Raw genomic sequence first — 17,473 nt, 5'->3', positions numbered from 1 at the left:
GCTGGTGGCTGGCTGCGCCCGGGGCCGTCGCACTGATCGCCGGCGTCGCACACGCGGTCGGCCTGGCGCGCGTGTTCACCGAGGGGTTCCCACCGTGGTGGGTGGTGACGGGGATCGTCTCGCTCGCCGCGCTCCTCGCCACGGTGGTGGCCCTGTTCCGGGTGCCCGGGCCGCGTCCGGCAGCGGTCGTCGTCGCAGCGGCCGGGTTGTTCGTGGCCGGCGGGACGCTGCTGGTCGACGTGGCCGTCGTCGTCTTCCTGCAGTGGGTTGCCGACGGCCTGAGCAACCCGAACGGCTGACGACCGGCTCAGGCGACCGTGGCCAACGCGAACGGCAACACGGCCGACGCCCCCGCCCGCCGCAGTTCGCGGCCCGCCACGGTCATCGTCCACCGACTGTCGACGAGGTCGTCCACGAGCAGCACCGGCCCCTCGTGCGACTGCAGCGCGGCCCCGAGCGCAGGATCGACCACGAACGTGTCCCACACCCCCGACAACCGGTAGGCGCTGTTCGTCGCACCGTCGCCGCGCGGCGTCCCACCGTTCCGGCCGAGCGTGCCGAGGAACTGCAGTCGCCCGATCGAGGACAGTGCCTGCGCGAGCGACCCGACGAGTTCGGGCCGTGACCGCGACGACATCGCGACGACCCCGGTCGGACGGGTCTCCCACGGCCAGTCCTTGAGCGCACGGACGCACCCGTCGACGAGCTCCCGCGAGATCGGGGCATCGGGGACCCCCGGTGCGAAGAGGGCACGGAGCGGCCCACCCCACCCGAGGTCGGTGAGTCGGGCGACGGCGCGTCCGGGCTGGACGAGCTCGTCAGCGCTGATCTTGCCGCGCACGGGGACGCCGAGCGACGACATGCCCGACGGCCACTGGGCGCGCGGGGCGATCTCGACCCCGACCTTGTCGAGTGCCGCGGCGGCACCCGAGGCGTCCGACGACGACACCGACGTCGGGTACCAGGCGTCGGTGCAGTTGTCGCAGCGACCGCACGGTTCGGCGGACGGGTCGTCGAGGTCCTGCTGCAGGAGCTGCATGCGGCACTGCGACGTGGACTCGTAGTCGAGCATCGACGCGGCCTCGGCAGCGCGGGCAGCGGCGACCCGCTCGTAGCGGGGCGCGTCGTACTCCCACGGCTGCCCCGTGGCGACCCACCCGCCGGCGACGCGCTGGACGGCGCCGTCGACATCGAGCACCTTGAGCAGGAGTTCGAGGGTGGAGCGCTTGATGTCGACCAGTCCCTCGAGGGCGACGGTCGACATCGCGAAGTCACGGGACAGCGCGTGCAGCACCGCGGACGCCCGGGACTCGGTCGGCATCGAGGCACTCGCGAAGTACTGCCAGATCTCTTGGTCTTCACGCCCGGGCAGCAGGAGCACGTCGGCGTTGTCGGTGGCGCGACCGGCACGACCGATCTGCTGGTAGTACGCCACGGGGGAGGACGGCGCCCCGACGTGGACGACGAAGCCCAGGTCCGGCTTGTCGAACCCCATCCCGAGCGCACTCGTCGCGACGAGGGCCTTCAGCTCGTTGCCCTTGAGCTGCTGCTCGAGCTGCTCGCGCTCGTCAGTGTCGGTGCGCCCGGTGTAGGCGCGGACCGAGTACCCGTTGTCGCGCAGTAGCCGGGCGATGTCCTCGGCCGCGGAGACGGTGAGCGTGTAGATGATGCCGCTGCCCGGCAGGTCGCCGAGGTGCGCGAGCAACCAGCCGAGCCGCTGTCGGGCGTCGGGGAGCGACAGCACGCCGAGCCGCAGCGAGGCCCGCGCGAGGGACCCGCGGATGGTGAACACGGGGTCGTCGGGGCCGGCGGTCAGCTGCTCGGCGACGTCCTCGACCACGCGCTCGTTCGCCGTCGCGGTGGTGGCGAGGACGGGCACGCCGTGGGGGAGCGACCGGATGAGCTCGGCCAGCCGGCGGTAGTCCGGCCGGAAGTCGTGCCCCCAGTCGGAGATGCAGTGCGCCTCGTCGACGACGAGCATGCCCATGCGGGCGATGAGCGTCGGCAGCTGTTCGTCGCGGAACCTCGGGTTGTTGAGCCGCTCGGGGGAGACGAGCAGGACGTCCACCTCGTCGCGGGCGAGCGCCGCCTGCGTCTCACCCCACTCGTGCGCGTTCGCCGAGTTGATCGACACCGCACGCACCCCGGCCCGGGCAGCCGCGGCGACCTGGTCGCGCATGAGTGCGAGCAGCGGCGACACGAGCACGGTCGGGCCGCCCCCGCGTCGCCGGAGCAGCAGGGTCGCGAGGAAGTACACGGCGGACTTCCCCCACCCGGTGCGCTGCACCACGAGGGCGCGCTGCCGATGCTCGACCAGCGCCGAGATCGCCTCGAGCTGCCCGGGGTGGAACACCGCGTCGGGCCGCCCGGTCAGGGCGTGCAGCGCCTCCTGCGCCTCCGCAGCGATCGCGGGGGACGGCGGAGCAGGTGACGGGGCTACAGACATGACCCCATGCTGTCAGCACCGACCGACGAAACGCGGGTCGTCCTCCCTCGCAGGCTCGGTCGGCGCGCCCCGCGCAACGCTCCGCGTCGCCGCCGAGCGGGGCGCGCCAGTCTGTGGAAAACGCTACTGGTACGTGATCAGCGACGGTGTCGGCGCCACGTCCGCCATGGTCTGCTGCGGCGTCAGCATCGGCTGGTCCTCGTCGTAGAAGTTCTTCCATCCCCAGTGGATGCCCTCGGGCGCCCCGACGTGCAGCGCCTTCCACGTCGCCTGCTTGTCCGGCTGCGATCCCTGTCCGTCGACGTGCACGAGCATGTCGAGCTCGGGGTGCTGCTCGAGCGACGCGCGGTCCTGGATCATCGACAGCCGGAACTGGTGGAGCACGAACGCCTTCGGGGGGAGCCCCTTCGAGCGGACCAGGTCCGCGAGCCACGAGGACACCTCGTTCACCTCGGAGGCCTTCACACTCCCGATCTGCTCGAGCGGGACCTGGTCGTGCCCGAGCCGCCACTCGGGGTCGAGCGCCAGCCACACGCCCGGCTTCGACAGGAGCGACTCGTACCGCTTCGCCTGCGACAAGAAGTCCGCGCGCCCCGGCTGGAGATCGAGGATCACGGGCATCCCGGCGTCGTGCGCGGCATCGACGTAGGGCTCGAGCGTCGACACGGGCAGCTCGGTCGAGTAGTCCCCGTCCGCGCCGGCGTCCCCGGCGGCGACGGTCGCGATGACCTCCATCGCGGGCGTGATCGGCACGTCGCCGAGCCCCTTGTAGGACGCCGCGACGGACTTCGCGCGCTGCACCGTCGCCGTCGGGTCCTGCTCACCGAGGACGCCGAGCGCGGGCGCTCCCGGCGCACCGTAGAGTGCCACGTACCGGTGTCCGTCGAACGGCCGTTGCCCGCCGTCGGGCAGCTGCCACCCGTTCTCGGCGGCGCGCACGGTCCACTCCGGGTCCGGCAGGTCGGCGAACGCCGCCCCCACCAGCACCGTCGGGTGGTCGCTCCGCTCGTGCAGTGCGGTCACGACGTCCGGCGCGGCCGCGGGGTCCGTCACGCCGTCCGGCATCGTCACGACGCGGGCACCCGCCGCCTTCGCGGTCGCCACGGATGCGGCGTCGGCGGTCGCGTCCGCCACGACGACGGTGGCCTGCCTGGAGGCGCGGCTCGGCTCCGGCGCGTCCCCGCCGTCCGGTGCGTCCTGCTCGGGGACGTCGGTGTCGATCGCGACGTCGCCCTCGGCCTGGTACCAGCGGGCGCCGAGGCGCTCGAGTTCGTGCGCCGCCGGCGACCCGTCCTTCGCCGTCGACTCGCCCTTCCCCGTCGACTCGTCCTTCCCGGTGAGGAGGACCGGGACGTGGGCCGCCTCGGCGGCGCTCGCCGCGGACCGCACGGCGTCGGCGTCGTCGGCGGGCGCGACGACGGCTCCGGGAGCGGACGCGAACAGCGCGCGGCTCGTCCGGACGGACCGTTCGGCGGCGTCGGACTGGGCCGCGACCGACACGGACTCCGCCGTCGCCTTCGCGAGGGTCGGCCGGGGTGTCTCGGTCTGTGACCCGGTGCACCCGGCGGCTCCGAGCAGCAGGCCGGCTGCTGCGAGTGCGAGGAGGACACGGGAGGTGGGACCGGAACGCATCGGGCCACCCTACGAGCCGGCCGGCGGGGACCCTGGGAATCCGACGGGTGTCGTGTGGAGCCGCGACGCACTGGACGACTCGCGCGGGACGACACCGCGTGGCGCGGGAGGGGGCCGGCGTCCGCTATGCTTGTCGGGTTGCTCCGCGCTCCGGTCGGACGCGGGCGACGTGGGTCCCTCGGGGCTCGCGGGCTGTGGCGCAGCTTGGTAGCGCACTTGACTGGGGGTCAAGGGGTCGCAGGTTCAAATCCTGTCAGCCCGACCGGAAAGCCCCGACGGAACGCTGGTTCCGTCGGGGCTTCAGTCGTTCGCGGCAGCCACCAGGTCGGACGTCCACGTCATCGGACCGGAGGCGCGTGGCGGGCCCGCACCGTGCCTCCTGGAAGGCGGTGGAGCTGCCGTCAGCCGACCACCGGAGCCGGGGGGACGGTCAACCGCATGACGGTCTTGCTCGTGCCGATGTGGCGCTCGAACGTGAAGCCCGCCTGCTCGAACATCGCCCTCGTGCCGTTGTGCAGGAAGGACGACGAGGTCCGCTTGCCCGGAGTGAGCTCATTCGGGAACGAGACGACCTCGCCGCCGCCCGCCTCCGCGATCAACCCCAGCGCACCGTCGAGCGCTTCGCGAGCGACCCCGGACCGCCGGTGGTCCCGGTCGACGAAGAAGCACGTGATGCGCCACGGGGGCGGTGCGGGTTCGCCGACGTCGTACTGCTTGCGGTGGTAGATGTTCGGCAGCTCCGCGGGGCTGCCGAACTGGCACCAGGCGATCGCGTCCTCGCCCTCGAACACCAGGGCTGCGTGTGCGACCCCTTCGTCCACGAGGCGCTCCTTGAAGGTCACCCGGTCGTACTCGCTCTTCACCGTGGTGTCGGTGTCACCGTGGAAGTACGAGCAGTAGCACCCGCCCCAGACGCCGTTGTGCTTCGCCGCGAGGGCCCGCCACGCGGGGAACGTCGCGCGGGTCAGCGGTTTGATCACGTGCTCCGTCGTCATGGTCATCCACCAGTCCTGCCGGCCGACGAGCTCCCGTCGGGACCCCTCAGCGGCGACGGCTGCTCTGCTGCAGCGGATGGTAGCCCCCGGGCGCGGGATGTGCCCCGACGCGGTCGCTCACACCGCTCCCGGTGCGGGCTCGTGCACGAGGAGCCGGTCGAGCAGGCGGTCGAGCGCCGTGCGCTCCGACTCGTCGAGCGGCGCGAACAGGTCCTCGAGCACGACCGCCGCGATGCGGTGCCCGGCCGCCAACGCCGCGCGGCCGTCGTCGGTGAGCGCGTGCTCGATCCGACGGCCCCGCCCCGCCGAGCGTGCGATCAGGCCGCGGTCGAGCAGGCGGTTCGCGAGCGTGCCGAACGACTGGTCGCTCTGGAACGTCGCGACCGCGAGGTCGTGCCCGGACGCCGCCGGCATCCGGTCGATCGCCCGGAGCGCGTCCCACTGCACCAGGGACACCCCGGCTTCGCCCAGAGCGGCGTCCATCCTGCGGTGGTTCCGGTACTGGGCGCGCTTCATCGCTTGTCCGAGTGCTTCGAGATCGGTCGACATGGTGTTACGGTATCAGCATCCTTAGATAAACATGTTGAGAAAGGTAGACCGACATGGATCTCACCCTCCCGGACACGAACGGCCGCGTCGCGCTCGTCCTGCACGGCGGCGGCGGCCCGCAGACCGTCGAGCCGATCGTCCGTCACCTCGCCGCCGACCACCACGTCCTCGCGCCCACCCACCCCGGGTGGAACGGCACCGAGCGCCCTGACGACCTCGACTCGATCGCCGCCCTCGCGACCGCGTACCTCGAGCGCCTGCTCGCCGAGGGGCAGCGTGACGTCGTCGTGATCGGCTCCTCGATCGGCGGCTGGATCGCCCTCGAGATGGCGGTGCAGGCAGCGGCCGACGAGCGCTCCAGCGGACTGCTCGGCGCCGTCGTCGACATCGACGGCGTCGGTGCGGTGGTGGACGGCGAGCCCATCGCGGACTTCTTCGCGCTCGACGCCCGCGGACTCGCCGAGGCCGCGTGGCACGACCCGGACCGGGGGTACGTCGATCCCGCTTCGGCCACGCCCGAGCAGCGAGCCGTCCAGCAGTCGAACGGACGGACGATGGCGGTGCTCGCGGGTCGGGCCATGAGCGATCCCACGCTCCTCGGGCGGCTCGGCGCGGTGCGGGTCCCCACCCTCGTCGTGTTCGGCCAGAGCGACGGCATCGTCACCCCGGCGTACGGGCGGGCCGTCGCCGCTGCCGTCCCGGGTGCCGAGTTCCATGTCGTCCCTGCGGCGGGGCACCTTCCGCACCTGGAGGCACCCGCGGCGACGTGGGCGGTCCTCGACCCCTTCCTCGCCGCGCACTGAACACCGCGCGGGGCGTTGACCGGGCGCTCCGCGGCGGTCTCAGCGACCGGTGGTCGCCACGGTCCCCCGCGCCCACCCGAGCGCCGGCCCGAGCCGCTCCGCCATGTCCGTGATGATCTGCGCGTAGTCCTCCGCCTCGAACGAGAACGGCAGCGCGAAGGCGACCTCCGTGGCGACCTGGTACCCGGCGTCCGCGCGCAGACGATCAGCGATCTCGGCCGACGTCCCGACCAGGTCGGCGGCGAAGAGCAGCTTCCCCGGCCCCATCGGCACCCCGACGCGACCCGCCCGACCCTCGACGTAGGCGCGGTACCGGGCCTCCTGCTCCGGTGTCGCCGTGTCGGTGGGGATCACGACGAGGCCCTGCGACACGCGGGCGGTCGCCGGGGACGGGTGCGCCTCGAGGTAGGCGTCGACCTGGGCGCGCTGGTTCGTCGCGAAGTCCGTGCCGATCTCGCTCCGCGTCACGCTCGAGGTGAGCAGGTGGAAACCGTTCCGCGCCGCCCACACCGCTGACCGCGTGCTGCCCGTGCCGTACCAGAGCCGGTCGGCGAGGCCGGGGCTCTGCGGCTGCACGGTCGTGGCGAACTCCTCGATGCCGCGCTGCTCGGCGACCTCGACGACCGGGTCGCCCCGGACGAGGTCACGGAAGCGCAGGAGTCGGGCGTCGCCGAAGTCCTCCTGCTCGGCGGTGTCCGGGTACAGCGCGTCCCGGTAGAGGTCGTAGTGCATCGGGGTGCCGGAGGAGAAACCGGGGTTGAGACGGGCGCCGAGGAGCACGTCGACCGTCGCCAGGTCCTCGGCGAGCCGGAACGGGTTCTCGGCGCCGATCGGTGTGACGGCGGTCCCGAGCGCGATCCGGGAGGTCCGCTGCGAGGCGGCTGCCATCAGCGCGACGGGGGAGGAGATGCCGTGCTGCACGTGCCGGTGCCGCAACCACGCGCTGTCGAAGCCCAGGGCCTCGGCGCGCTCGATGACCCGGAGCGTCTCCTCGTGACCGAGTCGGGGCCGTGCCGGGTCGAACGACCCGATGGTGAGGAAGCCGAGGCGTTCGAGGGGGCGTCCGTCGAGAGGCATGCGTCGATCGTGGCAGACGGACCGACGGAAGATCGTGGCAGACGGACCGACGCAAACCGGACTCCCAGGCGAACACGCATGTTCCGCCCCTAGTGTCGCGCCAAGCGCAAACGCGTGAACTCACTCGCATTGGTTGAAGGACCGATCCGTACCGGAAGGCGGTCCTCATGACCACCACTCCGCTCGCACCGGGTTACACCCGCACCCGTCCCGCAACAGGTCCCCGCAAGGGCACCTCGACCTACTCCGCGCTGCTGGCGCAGGTGAAGGACAACGGCCTCCTGCGCCGCCGCACCGGTTTCTACTGGTCCCTGTTCGGAACCCTCATCGGCACCCTCGCCCTCGCCTGGGTCGCGTTCGCGTTCCTCGGCGACTCGTGGTTCCAGCTCATCGTCGCCGGAGCCCTCGGCGTCCTCTTCACGCAGTTCGCGTTCCTCTCGCACGAGGCCGCGCACCGTCAGGTCTTCGCCTCGCAGAAGTGGAACGACCACGCCGGCCGCTGGCTCGGCACGTTCATGGTCGGCCTCAGCTACTCGTGGTGGATGAACAAGCACACCCGCCACCACGGCAACCCGAACACCGTCGGCAAGGACCCGGACATCGCGCCGGACGGCATCCGCTTCCTGCCGGAGGACGCCGCGTCGGTGAAGGGCCCGCTCATGACGACGTTCATGCGCTTCCAGGGCTGGCTGTTCTTCCCCCTCCTCACGCTCGAGGGCCTGAACCTGCACCGCTACGCCGTGATGAGCATCGTCACGGGCAACGGCACGAAGGCCGACGTGAAGCACCGCTGGCTCGAGGCCGGCCTGCTCGTCGCCCGCTTCGGCATCTACCTGACGATCGTGTTCTGGTTCCTGCCCTTCGGCATGGCGTGCGCGTTCCTCGGGGTCCAGCTCGCCGTCTTCGGTGTGATGATGGGCGCCTCGTTCGCCCCGAACCACAAGGGCATGCCGACCATCGCGCACGACGCCAAGGTCGACTTCTTCTCGCGCCAGGTCCGCACCTCCCGCAACATCCGCGGTGGCTGGTGGGTCTCGTTCCTCATGGGTGGCCTGAACTACCAGGTGGAGCACCACCTGTTCCCGTCGATGCCGCGTCCGGCGCTGAAGCAGGCCCGCCTGCTCGTCCGCGACCACTGCGACACGCTCGACGTGCCCTACACCGAGACCACCCTGCTGCGCTCGTACGGCATCGTCGTCCGGTACCTCAACCGGGTCGGGCTCGCCGCTCGTGACCCGTTCGCCTGCCCGATGGTCGCGCAACTGCGCATCCACTGAGAGGGGTGGCTCTGATGCCCACCGGAACCGTCAAGTGGTTCGACAACAACAAGGGGTTCGGCTTCATCACCCCGGACGACGGGTCCGACGACCTGTTCGCCCACTTCTCCAGCATCGTCGCGTCGACGGGCCTGCGCTCGCTCGAGGACACCGACCACGTCCGCTACGTGGTCGGCCCCGGCAAGAAGGGTCCGCAGGCCGACGAGATCTCCGTGATCCGCGGCTGACGTCACCAGGTGACGGACGGGAGGCGCGGTGCCAGCTGGCACCGCGCCTCCCGTCTGTCCATGGCCGGGATCAGGGCGTCAGGACGATCCGTCCGAAGACCTCGCCGTCGTCCATGCGGCGGTGCGCTTCCGCAGCGTCTGCGAGCGGCAGCACCGCGTCGACGACCGGGGACAGGGTCCCCGCGGCGGCCGCGCGGAAGAGCTCCGTCCGCGTCGACGCCAGGGCGTCGCGCGGCACGGAGTCGAGACTGAAGGTCGCGACCGACCGCGACTGCTGGAAGCCGCGGAGCAGGTGCGCACCGAAGTCCGCCGGGGGCATGCCGGCCACGGCGCCGACGAGGACCAGCCGACCGTTCGGTGCCAGACGGTCGATGAACGCGGGCATCGCGGGGCCGCCGACGACGTCGATGACCACGTCGTACGACTCCGGCCCGTCGCCCGCGCCCTGTCGGTCGAGCACGTGGGTGGCGCCGAACCCGCGCAGACGGTCGCCTCGCTCGGCCGAACCCGTCGTCACCGCGACCGCCGCGGCACCGGCCTGTGCGGCGAGCTCGACCGCGGCGATCCCGATGCTGCCGGCGGCTCCGCGTACCAGCACCCGTTCGCCCGGGGCGAGGTGCGCGTGCGCCAGCGCGAACCGGGCGACCGGGGCGGCCGACCCCAGGGCGACGGCGTCCACGGCGTCGAACCCGTCCTCGAGCGGTGTGAGGTCCCCGGTGCCGGCGACGACCCGTTCGGCGTACGCGCCACCGACGCCCGTGAACGCCCAGACCCGACGGCCGAGCCAGTCGGCGTCCCGCTCGTCCCCGACGGCGACGACGCGCCCGGCGACCTCGCTGCCCGGGACGTACCCGGGCTCGAGGCCGGCGCGCGCGATGGTCCCGCGCCGGATGACGGCGTCCACGCCGCCGACGCCGATCGCCTCGACGTCGACGAGGACCTGGCCGGGCGCGGCGACGGGTTCGGGGAGCTCGGTGGGGACGAGGCCGTCCGGCGGACCGAAGGACTGGATGGTGACTGCGTGCATGCTCGCGACGCTAACGGACGCCCGCGTCCACTTGACTAAAGTGGGAGCGATGACCGACGAGACGTCTCACCTCCGATCCGACGCACGCGAGAACCGCGACCGCGTGCTGCAGGCCGCGCGCGAGCTGTTCGGTGCGCGGGGCCTCGACGTGACGATGCGGGACATCGCCCGGCACGCGGGGGTCGGGCCGGCGACGCTCTACCGGCGGTTCCCGACCCGGCGGGACCTCGTCGACGCAGCGTTCGACGACGAGCTCGAGCTCTGCCGGAACATCGTCCTCGAGGGTGCCGCGCACCCGGACCCCTGGCTGGGCCTGCGTTCCGTCGTCGAGCGGACCGTCGAGTTGAACGCCCGCAACCAGGGCTTCGTCGATGCGCTCGTCGCCGCGGGCCAGGTGTCCGACCGGCTCGCACGGCACCGCGCCGAGCTCCTGCACGCGATGGCGGGCCTGGCGTTGCGAGCCAAGGCCGAGGGACGGTTGCGGCCCGACTTCGTCGTCGACGACCTGCTCCTCGTGCTGCTCGCGGCGCGGGGGCTGGGCGGGGACGACCCGGCCGAGCGACTCGGTGCCGCGCGGCGGTTCGCCGCGCTCGCACTCGACTCCTTCCGGGCGTCGGCCACGAACGAGCGGCTGCCGGAGCCCGCGCGCGTCGTGGGGGCCGTGCTCCGCGCCGCGGTCTGACCGTGCTGCCGTCCCGACCGGGTACGCCCGCGCGCCCGCGGCCTACTTGATCCCCGTCGAGGCGATGCCCTGCACGAACTGCCGCTGGAACGCCAGGAACACCACGAGCAGCGGCAGCACCGTGACGGTGGCGATCGCCATCACGGCACCCCACGGCGAACTGAACGCCGGGTTGTTCGTCAGCGTCGACAGCGCGACCGGCACCGTGAGGTTCTCGTTGCCCTGCAGCACGACGAGCGGCCAGAGGAAGTCGTTCCACCGCGTCATGAACCCGAGGATCACGAGCACCCCGACGAGGGGACCGCAGGTCGGCAGCACGACCCGGAAGAAGGTCTGGAACTCGCCGGCGCCGTCGAGCCGCGCGGCCTCCATCAGGGCGTCCGGCACCCCGAGCATGAACTGCCGGGCGATGAAGATCCCGACCACGTCGAACACCGTCGGCAGGATGACCGCCCAGGGGGAGTCGACGAGCCCGATCTTCGCGACGACGAGGAAGCTCGGCACGAGGGTGACCTGGATCGGGATCATGATCGTGACGAGGAACGCCGAGTAGAGCAGCCCCCGCCCGACGAACCGGAACTTCGCCAGGGCGTACCCGGCCATCAGCGAGACGACGACGCTCAGCGCGGTGCCGACACTGGTGATGAGCGCGGAGTTCCCGAGCCACCGCCAGACCGGCTGCGTGCTGAACACCTGCGTGTAGTTCTCGAAGGTGGGCCGGGTCGGGAAGAGCGAGAACGTGCCGCTCTGCGACTGGCCGCCAGGGGTGAGCGCGGAGACGACCATCCAGTACAGCGGGAAGACCATCAGGATCGCCAGCGCGGTGAGTCCGGCGACGAGCACCCAGCGGCCCGGGCGCGGCTTCCGCCGCGCGGCGGTCGGACGGGAGGCGCGGGTCGACCCCGCAACGGACAGTGCCATCAGATGGCCTCCTCAGCCTTCTTGTTGGCCCGCTGCCGGAGCAGCGTGAACACGAGCAGGATCGCGACGAGCACCAGCCCGAGCGCCGCGGCGTACCCCATCCGCGCGTCGATGAACGCGGACCGGAACACGTACTGGATGAGCACCGTGGTGGAGAAGCCGGGGCCGCCGCCGGTCATCACGTAGATGACGTCGAACGCCTGCAGCGAGAACACCACGTTGAGGATGAGCAGGATCGACGTCGTCGGTCGCAGGAGCGGCCACGTGATCGTCCGGAACCGCACCCACCGCGAGGCGCCGTCGATCGCGGCTGCCTCCTTGAGCTCGGCGGGCACGGACTGCAGCGCACCGAGGTAGATCACCATGCAGAACCCGATCCGGGTCCACACGACGACGATCACCAGGGTCGCCATCGCCCAGCCCGGCGCGGTCAGCCAGGGGACGCGGCCGAGACCGAGCGCCTCGAGCAGGTTGTTCACCACGCCGTAGTCACCGTTGAAGATCCACGACATGATGACGCCGACCACGACGCCGGCGGCGACCATCGGCACGAAGAAGAGCGCACGGAACACCGAACGCCCGGGCAGCGGTCGGTTCAGCGCCACCGCCAGGGCGAGGCCGATCGCCATCGCGGTCGGGACGGTCCCGATCGTGAAGACGAGCGTGTTCCGCAGCGCCGTGCCGATCAGCGGGTCGGAACCCATGTCGACGAAGTTCTTCCCGCCGACCCAGGTGCCGTCGCCGAGCGAGGTGCTCGAGTCCTGGAAGCTCAGGGCGATCGCGGTCACGATCGGGATGAGCGAGAAGCCGAGGAACAGCAGTGCCGCGGGGCCGACGAACACCCAGGGGACGAACCGGCCCTGGCGTCGTCGTGCGGCACCACCGACGGGGAGCCCACCGGTCGGCGGGGCGGTCGACGCCGTGGTCCGGACCGGCGCGGTCTCAGTTCGCAGTGACACTGCGCATCGCCTCCATCATCTGGCTCGAGGCCTCCTTCGGGCTGAGCTGCCCGAGCAGGCACAGGTCGAGGTAGTCGGCGAACACCGCGTTGAGCGACGAGAAGTACTGCCCGCTCTCGGCCTTCACCATCGACAGCGGGATGGTCGACCCCTGGTCGATGAACCGCTGCATGGTGTCCGAGTTCGCGGCGTACCCGATGTCCGCCGCGTCGAGGGACTCGCGGGCGGGCAGCCAGTTGCCGTCGTGGCAGAACTGCTGCATCTTCGGCCGCGAGGTGATCATCGCGACGAGTTCGGCCGCGAGCTCGGGGTGCTTGCTCGACTTCGTGACGGCGAGGGCGTTGCCGCCGAGGTCGCTCGCCTCACCGACGTTCCGGATCATCGGCGCCGTGCCCCAGTTGTCCCGCATGTCGGTGTCGAGCTGCACGATCGACTCCGGGTTGTTGAGCATCATGCCGATCTGCCCGGTCAGGAACAGGTTGCGGGAGACGTCCCCGCCGCCGCTCTTCGACAGGTTGCCGGTGGTGGCGAGGCCGTCGGCGTACCACTTGCGTCCGAACGCCAGGGCGTCGATCGCCTCGGGGGTGTCCATCGAGGGGGTGGCACCGTCCTCGCCGAGGAACGCACCCCCGTTCTGGTAGACGAACGGCAGCCACCGGTAGGCGGTCTCCGGCGCGGACCAGCCGTACCCGAACGCGTACTTGCCGGTGACCTGCTTGACCTCCTTCGCGACGTCGAGGAACTCGTCCCACGTCCACGCGTCCGCGAGGCTCTGCGGCGGGGTGACCCCGATCCGGTCCATGACCTCGCGGTTGTAGTAGGTGATGAAGTTGTCGGTGTGCTGGAAGACGCCGTACACACCGTCGTCCCGGGCACCGATCGCCCAGAACGGCGTGCTGTAGTCCTGCTGGTAGTCCTTCGGAATCGAGCCGGAGATGTCGACGAGGCTGCCGTTCGCGGCGTACCGGCCGATCTGCTGCGGGGTGATCCGGATGACGTCGGGCGCGAGGTCCGCGGCGAGCCGGGTGATGAACCACTGGTGGAACTGGCCCGTGGTGACCTCGACGGCGACGCTCGTGCCGGGGTGCGCCGCGACGAACTCGTCGGCGATCTGCTGGTAGCTCGTGATGTCCGTCGGGATGTTCCAGGTCGACAGGCGGATGTGCTTCGTGCCGCCGTGGGCAGCGGTGCCCTGGCCGGCGCAGGCGGCGAGTGCGCCGGCCATCGAGATGCCGGCCAGCGCGAGGAACCCGCGTCGGGCCAGCTGGGTGGGTGGTCGGGTCGGCATGGTCCTCTCCTTCGAGGTCGTGGTGCCGTGGTGGTCCAGGAGGCGCGGTGCACGTCCCGGGGTCCGGGTGCGTCCGTGACGGGGCCGGGTGGCGCGGTGGACCCGGCCCAGTCGGCGGACGGGGCGGTCAGACGAGGGCGGGTCGCGCCTCCTGGACGGCACCCTGCGCGGCCGGTGCCGCGGTCGCCGGACGCAGCGACTCCGGGAGCAGCGCGGCGTGCGCGTGCAGCAGCTCGTCGGTCATCTCGGCGATCCGGTCGAGCGTGAGGTGCGCCGCGGTGAGGGGGTCGAGCGCGACCGCGTGGTGGACGTGCTCGACGCTGCCGGTCAGCGCCGCGCGGACGGCCAGGGTCTGCACGTTCGTGTTCGTCCGGTTGATCGCCGCGAGCTGCGGGGGGAGTTCGCCGAACGAGATCGGGGTGACGCCGTTGCCGTCGGCCAGGCAGGCGACCTCGACGCAGGCGTCCGACGGCAGGTTGGCGATCACGCCGGTGCGGTTCGGGACGTTGCCGTAGACCACCGCGGGGACGCCGGTGACGATCGCGTTGACGATGCTCGCGCCGTACTCGACCGACGGGGAGAGGTCGGCCCTGAGCTTCTCGAGCTGCTGGTCGACGTCGCCCTGCTCGTCGTGGGCGAGGCAGATCTCGTAGTAGTCCCAGCGCTCCGGGATGTACTCGAGCACCGTCTCCGGGTCCTTGCGGAAGTACGGCACGTACTCGCTCGCGTGGTGGCTCGACTCGGTCTCGAAGTACCCGAACGACCGCATCAGCTGTGTGCGGACCTGCTCGTTGCCGCCCTCGTAGTTGCTCGCCGCCGCAGCCGCCTCGCTGTGGTCGCCGTCGTCGTCGTGCAGGTCGGCCGCCGCGACGCCGCGCCGGTGCCTCGCGGTCATCACCTCGCGGAGGCGCGGGTACAGGTCCTCGCCGTTCCGCCGCTTGAACTCGAGGATCCAGGCCTGGTGGTTGATGCCGGCGCTGACGTACTCGACCTCGTCGTACGGCACGTCGAGGGTCCGGGCGAGCATGCGCGTGGTGCCCTGCACGCTGTGGCAGAGGCCGACCGTGCGCAGGCCCTTCGCGTTGAGGAACGCCGTGGCCATCGCCATCGGGTTCGCGTAGTTGATGAACTGGGCGTCCGGGCAGAGCTCGAGCGCGTCGCGGGCGATGTCCTCGTAGGCGCGCACGGAGCGCAGGAAGCGGAACACGCCGCCGGGTCCCACGGTGTCGCCGACGGCCTGGTCGATGCCGTACTTCCGGGGGATCTCCACGTCCCACCTGTACGACTCCACGCCGCCGACCTGGAACGTGATGATGACGACGTCTGCGCCGGCGAGGGCCTCGCGGCGGTCGGTGGTCTCGAGGACCTCGGTGCCGAGGCCGTGGTGGGCGACGAGCTCGCGGGCAGCGCTCGCGGTGCGGGCGACCCTGCCCGCGTCGAGGTCCATGAGGTGCAGCGTCGCGCCTTGCAGTGCGGGGAAGGAGACGAGGTCGCCGATGAGGCGGAACGGGAAGACGAAGCCGCCGGCGCCGATGATGGTGATCTTGGTCATGCAACGACGGTAGGAAGCGGGGGCGGGTGCGGGCCTCCGGCTTCGGACGGCGGGGTTCCAGGATCCTCGGATGGGCGCCCTCGGGTCGCTGTCGTAGGCTCGCGGTGTGCTCGACGTGGAGACGATGGAAGCGGCGTACTGGAGCCACCGTGGCCCGGCGCCGCTCATGCCGTCGTCCCACCGGCACGACGACCTCGAGATCAACCTCGTGCTCGACGGGCACCTCGACTACCGTTTCGGCGGCGCCCCGGTCAGCGTGCTCGCCGGCGAGATCGCGCTCTTCTGGGGCTGGACCCCGCACCAGCTCGTCGGCGACGGGACGGGGACGGGGGAGTTCCGGTGGGTGCACATCCCGCTCGGCGAGGTGCTCGCGTGGGGGCTGCCCGACCACGACCTCGGCGCGATGCTGCTCAACCGGCCGGTCGTCGTGCCGACCGAGGCCGCCGGTCGTGACGTCGAGTCGATGCTCGGCTCGTGGCAGCGGGACTTCGCGGACGAGGGCGCCGAGACCATCGCGAACCTCGAGGCCCAGGCGCTCGTCCGACGGCTGCTGCGGCACCACCGGGACGCCGTCGACCTCCGCCCGGGCGGCGGTCACGGCACCGCGGACGCCATGCACCGGGTGATCGACATGGTGCGGTTCGTGGTCGACCGGTTCCGTGAGCCGATCGAGGTGGCCGACGTCGCCGCGGCGGCGCACCTGCACCCGCACTACGCGATGTCGGTGTTCCGGCAGGACGTCGGGACGACCATCCTCGAGTACCTCACCCGGTGCCGGGTGGCCGAGGCACAGCGGTTGCTCGCGACGACCTCGATGACGACGTCGGAGATCGCGCACGCGGCGGGGTTCGGGTCGCAGTCGAGCTTCTACGCGCACTTCGCCCGGGCGTGCGGCGGGCCGCCGGGGGAGTACCGGGCGCGGTCGCGCTGACGGCGGGCTCGCGCGGGCGCGGGTCGGTTCTGGCGCGGGCGCGCGGGCGCGGGTTTTCGCGCTGACCGACACTTCACGGCGCCCCGATCCCGTGAACTGTCGCGCAGCGCGAAATCCCGGTCCGAGGGCGCGGCGGTCAGTTGATGATCTCGCCCCGCTCGTCCGCGCGCAGCGCCGCCAGCCGATCGCGCCACGCCTGGAGTGCCTCCGGCGTCAACCGCGGCCAGTCCGTCACCTCGCCGGTGATCCGGAGCGGCGCCGTGCTGCGGTAGGAGCGCGTCGGGTTGCCCGGGAACTTCTTGTCGGTCACGTTCGGGTCGTCCTCGAAGGCGCCGGTCGGCTCGACCTCGTACACCCGGGGGAGTCCGTCGCCCGCCGCGAGCTCGGCCGCGAGCCCGGCGCCGTCCCGGAGCGCGGTGAAGTACACGTGGTTCATCACGACCTCGGGCCGGTAGTTCGAGCGGAACCCGGCGGTCAGCAGGTCGCCGACGTGCAGGTCCGCCTTGGTCCCGTGGAAGAAGGGCCCGTCGTCCAGTGTGTCGCTCACGGCGTCAGGGTAGCGCCGGCGATCGCCTGCTGCAGCGCTCGCACGTGCTCGCCGAGGTCGCCCCGCGCGAGGAGTCCCGGACCGAGCGGCCCCGACGTGTCCGTCCCGATTGCCGGCAAGCGGCGGAGGGCGTCGCGCACCTCGTCGCCCGCGAGCGCGAGCTGTCGGTCCCGTTCGCGGGCCGCGGCGTCCTGGAGGCACGGCTCGGCCAGTCCCGCAGCCCGCGCCGCGTACGCGGCAGCGCCCAGTGCGTGTGCCCCCATGTGCGCGACGCCGCACGCCTGTGCTGCGGCACGCGCCGCCGCGACGGCAGCTGCCGGGGTCACGGCGTTCGCGGCCCGGCCCGCCTCGAAGCGCCGACGGATCTGCCCGGCGGCGTCGAGCTCCCCGCGGGAGAACGCCCGCGCCCGCTCGATGGCGTCGCGGGCGCGGCCGTCGGTCGGGGCTTCACGCTCGAACAGCGGGAGGACGCGCTCGGCGCAGTCGGCCGCCCACCCGGCAACGATGCGCCGGTCGGCCTCGGTCAGCGACTGCGGCGACGGCATGCCTCCACGGTGCCA

At 72.0% G+C, this 17,473-nt stretch carries 18 protein-coding genes and 1 tRNA gene; 7 read left to right on the top strand and 12 right to left on the bottom strand.

The genetic code is table 11. The annotated features are described in order from the left end of the window. The first annotated feature begins 104 nt into the window (after window positions 1–104). Window positions 105–299, top strand: a complete 195-nt coding sequence (locus BJK06_RS18415; RefSeq protein WP_156794732.1) for a hypothetical protein — start codon at window positions 105–107, stop codon at window positions 297–299. A gap of 8 nt (window positions 300–307) precedes the next feature. Here BJK06_RS18415 and BJK06_RS01950 read toward each other — a convergent pair whose 3' ends face one another. Together BJK06_RS01950 and BJK06_RS01945 are read right to left on the bottom strand one after the other, a co-directional pair. Continuing rightward, complete coding sequence (locus BJK06_RS01950) at window positions 308–2,446, bottom strand: ATP-dependent DNA helicase RecQ (RefSeq protein WP_070416488.1); 2,139 nt, start codon at window positions 2,444–2,446, stop codon at window positions 308–310. A 123-nt stretch (window positions 2,447–2,569) separates the two neighbouring features. Next, window positions 2,570–4,078, bottom strand: a complete 1,509-nt coding sequence (locus BJK06_RS01945) for a hypothetical protein (protein ID WP_070416487.1) — start codon at window positions 4,076–4,078, stop codon at window positions 2,570–2,572. 188 nt (window positions 4,079–4,266) lie between these two features. Between BJK06_RS01945 and BJK06_RS01940 the strand changes: the two genes are divergently transcribed. After that, window positions 4,267–4,340, top strand: a tRNA-Pro gene (locus BJK06_RS01940). 139 nt (window positions 4,341–4,479) lie between these two features. Here the strand turns inward: BJK06_RS01940 and BJK06_RS01935 are convergent. Both BJK06_RS01935 and BJK06_RS01930 read right to left on the bottom strand, forming a co-directional pair. Further along, on the bottom strand, window positions 4,480–5,079 hold the full coding sequence (locus BJK06_RS01935) for a GNAT family N-acetyltransferase (protein WP_070416486.1): 600 nt from the start codon (window positions 5,077–5,079) through the stop codon (window positions 4,480–4,482). Between the two features lie 111 nt (window positions 5,080–5,190). Continuing rightward, the gene (locus BJK06_RS01930) at window positions 5,191–5,622 is read right to left on the bottom strand and encodes a MarR family winged helix-turn-helix transcriptional regulator (RefSeq protein WP_070416485.1); all 432 of its coding nucleotides are present in this window, start codon (window positions 5,620–5,622) and stop codon (window positions 5,191–5,193) included. 53 nt (window positions 5,623–5,675) lie between these two features. Here BJK06_RS01930 and BJK06_RS01925 point away from each other — a divergent pair, with 53 nt between their 5' ends. Beyond that, window positions 5,676–6,425 carry an alpha/beta fold hydrolase gene (locus tag BJK06_RS01925; RefSeq protein WP_070416484.1) on the top strand — a complete coding sequence of 250 codons (750 nt, stop codon included), beginning with the start codon at window positions 5,676–5,678 and terminating at the stop codon, window positions 6,423–6,425. A gap of 39 nt (window positions 6,426–6,464) precedes the next feature. Here the strand turns inward: BJK06_RS01925 and BJK06_RS01920 are convergent, their stop codons facing one another. Continuing rightward, complete coding sequence (locus BJK06_RS01920) at window positions 6,465–7,502, bottom strand: LLM class flavin-dependent oxidoreductase (RefSeq protein WP_070416483.1); 1,038 nt, start codon at window positions 7,500–7,502, stop codon at window positions 6,465–6,467. Between the two features lie 167 nt (window positions 7,503–7,669). On the opposite strand from BJK06_RS01920, the gene BJK06_RS01915 reads away from it, so the two are divergent. After that, complete coding sequence (locus BJK06_RS01915) at window positions 7,670–8,779, top strand: acyl-CoA desaturase (protein ID WP_070416482.1); 1,110 nt, start codon at window positions 7,670–7,672, stop codon at window positions 8,777–8,779. Between the two features lie 14 nt (window positions 8,780–8,793). Beyond that, window positions 8,794–9,006 carry a cold-shock protein gene (locus BJK06_RS01910; protein ID WP_070419121.1) on the top strand — a complete coding sequence of 71 codons (213 nt, stop codon included), beginning with the start codon at window positions 8,794–8,796 and terminating at the stop codon, window positions 9,004–9,006. A 70-nt stretch (window positions 9,007–9,076) separates the two neighbouring features. On the opposite strand, the gene BJK06_RS01905 is transcribed toward BJK06_RS01910, so the two are convergent. After that, window positions 9,077–10,033 (bottom strand): zinc-binding dehydrogenase, encoded by a 957-nt coding sequence (locus tag BJK06_RS01905; RefSeq protein ID WP_070416481.1) that lies wholly within the window; start codon window positions 10,031–10,033, stop codon window positions 9,077–9,079. Window positions 10,034–10,082: 49 nt separating this feature from the next. On the opposite strand from BJK06_RS01905, the gene BJK06_RS01900 reads away from it, so the two are divergent. Beyond that, window positions 10,083–10,715, top strand: a complete 633-nt coding sequence (locus BJK06_RS01900) for a TetR/AcrR family transcriptional regulator (protein WP_070416480.1) — start codon at window positions 10,083–10,085, stop codon at window positions 10,713–10,715. A 42-nt stretch (window positions 10,716–10,757) separates the two neighbouring features. On the opposite strand, the gene BJK06_RS01895 is transcribed toward BJK06_RS01900, so the two are convergent. From BJK06_RS01895 to melA, 4 genes are all read right to left on the bottom strand, one after another. Continuing rightward, on the bottom strand, window positions 10,758–11,636 hold the full coding sequence (locus BJK06_RS01895; protein ID WP_258027681.1) for a carbohydrate ABC transporter permease: 879 nt from the start codon (window positions 11,634–11,636) through the stop codon (window positions 10,758–10,760). Next, window positions 11,636–12,595, bottom strand: a complete 960-nt coding sequence (locus BJK06_RS01890) for a carbohydrate ABC transporter permease (protein WP_070416479.1) — start codon at window positions 12,593–12,595, stop codon at window positions 11,636–11,638. Before BJK06_RS01890 ends, BJK06_RS01895 begins: the two co-directional genes overlap by 1 nt. After that, the gene (locus BJK06_RS01885) at window positions 12,579–13,883 is read right to left on the bottom strand and encodes a sugar ABC transporter substrate-binding protein (RefSeq protein WP_070416478.1); all 1,305 of its coding nucleotides are present in this window, start codon (window positions 13,881–13,883) and stop codon (window positions 12,579–12,581) included. The genes BJK06_RS01890 and BJK06_RS01885 overlap by 17 nt, the downstream gene beginning before the upstream one ends. Window positions 13,884–14,010: 127 nt before the next feature. After that, on the bottom strand, window positions 14,011–15,435 hold the full coding sequence (gene melA / locus BJK06_RS01880; RefSeq protein WP_070416477.1) for an alpha-galactosidase: 1,425 nt from the start codon (window positions 15,433–15,435) through the stop codon (window positions 14,011–14,013). A 106-nt stretch (window positions 15,436–15,541) separates the two neighbouring features. Here melA and BJK06_RS01875 point away from each other — a divergent pair, with 106 nt between their 5' ends. Continuing rightward, complete coding sequence (locus tag BJK06_RS01875; protein WP_083294979.1) at window positions 15,542–16,366, top strand: helix-turn-helix domain-containing protein; 825 nt, start codon at window positions 15,542–15,544, stop codon at window positions 16,364–16,366. 136 nt (window positions 16,367–16,502) lie between these two features. Here the strand turns inward: BJK06_RS01875 and arr are convergent, their stop codons facing one another. Beyond that, window positions 16,503–16,913 carry an NAD(+)--rifampin ADP-ribosyltransferase gene (gene arr / locus BJK06_RS01870; protein ID WP_070416476.1) on the bottom strand — a complete coding sequence of 137 codons (411 nt, stop codon included), beginning with the start codon at window positions 16,911–16,913 and terminating at the stop codon, window positions 16,503–16,505. Beyond that, window positions 16,910–17,458, bottom strand: coding sequence for a putative immunity protein (locus BJK06_RS01865; RefSeq protein ID WP_070416475.1), 549 nt, complete (start codon window positions 17,456–17,458; stop codon window positions 16,910–16,912). The genes arr and BJK06_RS01865 overlap by 4 nt, the downstream gene beginning before the upstream one ends. Between the last annotated feature and the right edge of the window lie 15 nt (window positions 17,459–17,473).

The organism is Curtobacterium sp. BH-2-1-1 (assembly GCF_001806325.1).
Lineage (GTDB): Bacteria > Actinomycetota > Actinomycetes > Actinomycetales > Microbacteriaceae > Curtobacterium.
Note: the sequence above shows the minus strand (reverse complement) of the source record. Positions and strands in the feature narration are given on the sequence as shown.